This window comes from Mucilaginibacter sp., assembly GCF_039935595.1.
Classification (GTDB): Bacteria; Bacteroidota; Bacteroidia; order Sphingobacteriales; family Sphingobacteriaceae; genus Mucilaginibacter.
The window spans coordinates 1-5,020 of the sequence record NZ_JBDTJZ010000041.1; the positions used below are offsets into that span (position 1 = coordinate 1).

The 5,020-nt window shown below is 42.0% G+C and carries 4 protein-coding genes; 1 reads left to right on the forward strand and 3 read right to left on the reverse strand.

The window, feature by feature from the left end; translation table 11 throughout:
• A partial coding sequence (purL, locus tag ABI367_RS02250) for a phosphoribosylformylglycinamidine synthase subunit PurL (protein ID WP_462230633.1) occupies positions 1-1,306 on the reverse strand: 1,306 nt, incomplete at its 3' end.
• A gap of 338 nt (positions 1,307-1,644) precedes the next feature.
• Between purL and ABI367_RS02255 the strand changes: the two genes are divergently transcribed.
• Positions 1,645-2,703, forward strand: a complete 1,059-nt coding sequence (locus ABI367_RS02255; protein WP_462230635.1) for a cytochrome-c peroxidase — start codon at positions 1,645-1,647, stop codon at positions 2,701-2,703.
• 274 nt (positions 2,704-2,977) lie between these two features.
• On the opposite strand, the gene ABI367_RS02260 is transcribed toward ABI367_RS02255, so the two are convergent.
• Complete coding sequence (locus tag ABI367_RS02260; protein WP_462230637.1) at positions 2,978-3,445, reverse strand: hypothetical protein; 468 nt, start codon at positions 3,443-3,445, stop codon at positions 2,978-2,980.
• Positions 3,446-3,897: 452 nt separating this feature from the next.
• Positions 3,898-4,533 carry a hypothetical protein gene (locus ABI367_RS02265; RefSeq protein WP_462230639.1) on the reverse strand — a complete coding sequence of 212 codons (636 nt, stop codon included), beginning with the start codon at positions 4,531-4,533 and terminating at the stop codon, positions 3,898-3,900.
• Positions 4,534-5,020 lie beyond the last annotated feature (487 nt).

The following is a 5,020-nucleotide window of genomic DNA, read 5'->3' on the forward strand; positions in this document are numbered from 1 at the left end:
TAGCCACACCCACCATCGAGTCGTACTGATCAGTTACCCAACGTTTTGACGCTTTGTTTACATGCCCTATTAAATGCTCGGCAACTTCTACCAAATTGGCAGGCTCGGGCACTTGTTCTATCTTAAATTTCTGGTTCTCGGCAAAGTAAGCAGGTTCGCGGTATTCGCGCTCGTAAACCGGCGCGCCGCCACCTAATACCAAATCATCCGCAGGTACATCGGCCACTAATTCGCCGTTTACATAATATTCTAAACGTTGGGTATCGGTCACCTCGCCTATAATGGCGCAATTCAAATCCCATTTATCAAATACGGCTTCTACTTCTTTCTCCCTGCCTTTATGCACCACAATAAGCATACGCTCCTGCGATTCGGACAGCAATATCTCGTAAGGCTTCATATTGGCTTGGCGGGTAGGCACTTTATCCAGCCAAATCTTCATCCCATGCTCGCCCTTGGCCGACATCTCCGAGTTGGAGCAGATAATACCTGCCGCGCCCATATCCTGCATACCCACAACGGCACCGGTTTTTATAACCTCTAAAGTAGCCTCTAACAATAATTTCTCCTGAAAAGGGTCGCCTACCTGTACGGCGGGCAAATCGTTAACCGCATCCTTGGTAATATCTTTCGACGCAAACGCCGCGCCATGTATACCATCCTTACCTGTTGCCGAGCCTACAATATACACCGGGTTGCCCACACCGTAGGAGGTTGCCGAAACCGTTTCGCCGGCCTTAACAATCCCTGCCGACATGGCGTTAACCAGCGGGTTTACGTTATAACATTCGTCAAAAAACAACTCGCCGCCCACGGTAGCAATACCAAAGGCATTACCATAATGGCTAATGCCTTTTACCACGCCTTTTATCAGCCATTTGGTACGGTCAAGGTTAGGGTCGCCAAAGCGCAGGGAGTTTAGCTGCGCAATAGGGCGTGCGCCCATGGTAAATATATCGCGGTTTATGCCGCCAACACCCGTTGCCGCGCCCTGGTAAGGCTCTAATGCCGAGGGGTGGTTATGTGATTCTATTTTAAAAGCGCAGCCAATACCGTCGCCTAAGTCAACCAGGCCCGCGTTTTCTTCGCCGGCTTTGGCCAGCATACGGGGGCCATCCTTAGGTAAAGTTTTTAACCAGGTGATGGAGTTTTTGTACGAGCAATGCTCGCTCCACATTACCGAGAAGATAGATAGCTCGGTAAAGTTGGGTATGCGACCCATTATCTCGTTTATGCGGGTAAATTCGTCGGCGGTTAGGCCCAGATCTTTAGCGGTTTGTACGGTAGTTAATTCCTGGTGCTCCAATTTTATGTAGTGTTTTGGTAATGATGCCCAAAATTAGAAAAAAGGCTTGAAAGCCGAAAGGCTTTTTGAAGCTGAAAGCAGAAAGCTAAAAGGTGAAAGGTTAAAGGAAAGCCGAAAGGTAAAAGCAGAAAGGTGAAAGGTTTAATAAATGTGCATTGTCCGAATGTATCCGACTTCGGACAGCGGGGGAAGCGCAATGTCAAGTTTGGTTCTTATTCGAATCGTTTGAATATAAGTTTATTGTGACTACTATCATATATTTTCATGATGCTTATCATAGGCGATTCGCAGATAAATACCAACATTTAAAAAATCCACTCATAAAAAACCTAAGAATTATGAAAGCGCTAATATTGGGAGTTTTTCTGTTAACAATGATGTTTTCATGCAAACCATCCGGGCAAAACCAGGTATCCGAATCAACAGCTAAAACCGATGACTCGATCATGCAAATTGCCCGGAAGACCTTTAAAATTTTACCATCAGTTGCCGAAAGCAAGGATAATCCCGTAACCCCGGCAAAAGTTAAACTGGGTAAGTTATTATATTTCGATACCCGCCTTTCAATGACGGGAAAGAATAGTTGTAATTCATGCCATAACCTCGCAGCTTTTGGCGATGATAATAAAGTAACATCAACAGGGGATGCAGGTCAAAAGGGAAGCCGCAATTCACCTACCGTATTCAATGCAGCATTGCACAATATGCAATTTTGGGACGGGCGGGCAAAGAATGTTGAAGAGCAAGCAGGTATGCCGATCCTTAACCCGGTTGAAATGGCGATTCCACACGCGGGCTTTTTGGTTAAAAGGCTAAGTTCAATTAAGCTATACCAGGATATGTTTACTCAGGCTTTCCCAAACCAAAAAAAACCAGTAAACTATGCAAACCTGCAAAAGGCAATAGGTGCGTTTGAACGTACACTGCTTACGCCTTCCAGGTTCGACAAATATATGGCGGGCAATAAAACCGCTATTACTCCTGAAGAGAAGGCGGGGCTTAAAGTTTTTATTGAATCAGGTTGTGGCAATTGTCATTTTGGGGTTGGCATTGGTGGAGGACTTTTACAGAAGTTTGGATTGGTAACCGATTACCGCACCCTTACCGGCAGCAAAATGAACGACGAAGGACGGAAAAAGGTAACCAAGAACGAGGCAGACAAAGATGTGTTCAAGGTACCTGGGCTGCGTAATAGTGTAGGCACTTATCCCTATTTTCATGATGGTAGTATAGCTAAATTGGATACGGCGGTAAAAATAATGGGTAAGGCGCAGTTAAATAAAAACTTAAATGATATTGAGATAAAAAAAATTGTCGCTTTTTTAAATTCTTTATCAGGAACTATAAACCCGGCTGATAAAACCATTCCCCAGGAACTCGTGAAAAACATGAATTGAAATAGTCTTTTAATTCGAAAAGGGTCGTCAACTTTTTCAGTAGCCCTTGTTGGTGTTATCACCAACAAGTACCGGTCATTAATTCATCATTCAAAAAGCTTCGCGTTAGTTTGTTGGTGATAACACCAACAAAGGCGCAAAAAAGGCTTGAAAGCCGAAAGGCTTTTTGAAGCTGAAAGCAGAAAGGTTAAAGCGGAAAGGTTAAAGGCGAAAGGTTAAATAAATGTGCGTTGTCCGAATGTCTCTGACTTCGGACAGCGGGGGTTCTTTTTAATTAATTGGCTATAACTTTACATCCAAAGGTTCCCTCGGTAATATTCTTAGAGCCCGGATTTTTACCGGCGTAGTTTGTGCCTGTGAATTGAAAGGTGCCGGTTACCCTGTCGGTTGTTAAAGAATTGATGGTTATTATATTATTGTTGTTCGACATATAAAAAGTAGTATCGACACCGGCAACTACCGAATATAGTCCTGCCTGGCTTGATCCGGCCGACTGACCAACTACCGGGTTAACTACATCCAAACCTATCTGTTCATTATTGTCGGTATGACCCACTACAGTAATACGCGTAAAATTAATGGAGTTAGATTTAAAATATACACCCTGGCAAGTTTTAACAGTTTTTTCCGCACCATCTACTTTAAATAATATATAATTAGTTTCAACGGGGGTTGAATTGTCCTTTTTACATGCGCTAAATAAAGTAGCCGTTAGCAACAGGAGTAAAATAGTTCGTTTCATTTAATAAAGTTTAAGTACCGTAAAGTTATAGGTATTTGTTTTAAAAGCAAACCGATAAGGGCATTTCCCCAAGCTGGCGCAAGAATGCAGCGGAGGATAAAGCAGAGGGTTCTTGTGCCTTATAAAAGCGATTAAGGCACAAGTACCCTAACCCGCCAACCTAAAGCTGCATACTTGCGCCAACATTGAGGGCGGGGAAGATATGCGCGCTGTCATCCTGAGCCACGTCGAAGGATAGCGGGTAATGGCCCTGCCGCACACCCTTCGACGTGGCTCAGGGTGACAGCCTTTTATTTAACTCACCTAGCCCCTGTTGGTGTTATCACCAACAGGTAAACGTAATTCATTAACCCGAAAAACAAATTACGGTTTGTTGGTGATAACACCAACAAAGGCACAGGCGCAGCCGATAAATTGGGGGTTGATGTGAAAGATTTTTTGTAGATCGAAAATTAATAGACATCTACAAAAATCCACAACCCATTGCCTGAATGATGTATGGTTACTCTTTTTTCGATTCCACCAAGGTAATTGATATTGTCCTTTACTGTTGTGTTTATATACCCAATATTCTTCAACGTTGCCATTAACTCAACAGCAAATAGCCTATTCTTTATTTTTTGTGTACCCTCATATTCTATATCGATGGGGGCATTTTTATCCGGCAACTCACCTTTTATTTTATTAATTAAATCGCTTGTCGGTTGTACTATGCTTTCAGCATTATAATTATTAACTACTGGGTTTATGCCCAGTGCGCTTTGTGAAACATTTGCGCCTTGTAGGTTAAATTGAGGTTGTTGTATTGGTTCTTTTTTAGGGGTATCAACCTTGGTTCCAGTTTTTGTTTGGGGCGTCTGTAATACAGCGACTTTTAAATGTGTGGAATGAGTTTTATCTATTTTTTGTTTCGTTTTTGGAGTATCAATTTTAGCTGTTATTTTTGGTTTTGGTGCTGTGACATATACTATTTTTATTTTTTCATCACTTCGAAAAATTTTATTCCATGGAATAAGAAAAACTATTAATGTGAATGCTAAAGAATATATCAGCACCTTAGTATATACATTGGAAAATATTGATTTCATTTTTATTTGCTTAATATGATAAAAGAAAAGAAAAACCGTAGTTATATTTGATGCTATTGACAGCACTTGTAAAAAGTCTTGTACGGTTGGATTTTGAAACATGACTAAAGCAAATTAGATGACTAATATAGTAACTTAAACCATTTGGTGAGATTTTTTTACTCATGGTCTAACACGTATATAGTCTCCTGATAACACCAACAAAGGCACAAAAATTAACTCACCCGGTCATCGCTCCGCTCGACCACCCTCTCTATGCTAGAGAGGGAATTATAATATTCATGTAAATACTAACACCAACGAGCACAAAAGCGGGCAAAGGCCTGCCGAACCTTCGACGATGCTCAAGGTTGTAAGAGTCAAATAATTCGGTAACAGAATTATCTTGACCCTTAAAGCAATGACAAGAGGCTTATTGGGTGTCAGCTATCGCACCTTCGGCATAACGTTTAAATGAGTGGAGTACCGCCTGGCAAAAATCGCGCTG